Annotated in this window: 1 pseudogene; it reads left to right on the top strand. The window is 62.9% G+C overall.

The window, feature by feature from the left end:
* A pseudogene (locus EN906_RS36845) lies at positions 1–463 on the top strand (ABC transporter permease); the annotation flags it as partial.

Here is a 463-nt window from a genome sequence, read left to right on the forward strand (position 1 = left end):
TCGTGATGCGTTTTCTTTCGCTTGTCTCGCAGTATCGCGTCGTCGTCATTCTCGGCCTGACGCTTGTCATTTCCGCGCTGGTGGTCCCCGGCTACCTCTCGGCATCGACCCTCGGCCTCGGCCTCGACCGGGCGGCGACAATCGGCCTGATCGCGATCGGCCTGACGGTGCTTTTGATATCGGGCCAGATCGACCTCTCCGGTGGCGCGGTGTTTGCCCTGGCCGGCATCGTATCGGTCATCCTGCAGCGAGAGATCGGCATTCTCCCTGCGGCGATCGTCGGCATCCTGGTCGGTACCTTGGCAGGCGCCGTCAACGGCATGCTGGTCGTCGGCCTGAAGGTGAATTCGCTCGTGCTGACGCTCGCGACGATGTTGATTTTCCGCTCGCTCTCCCACTGGATCACCAACAGCCAGCCGGTGACCGGAACCGACATCATGCTCTCCCTGGCGCTGGCCAAGAT

Origin of the sequence: Mesorhizobium sp. M7A.F.Ca.CA.004.06.1.1, assembly GCF_003999135.1 — a bacterium.
In the GTDB taxonomy this organism is placed as follows: Bacteria; Pseudomonadota; Alphaproteobacteria; order Rhizobiales; family Rhizobiaceae; genus Mesorhizobium.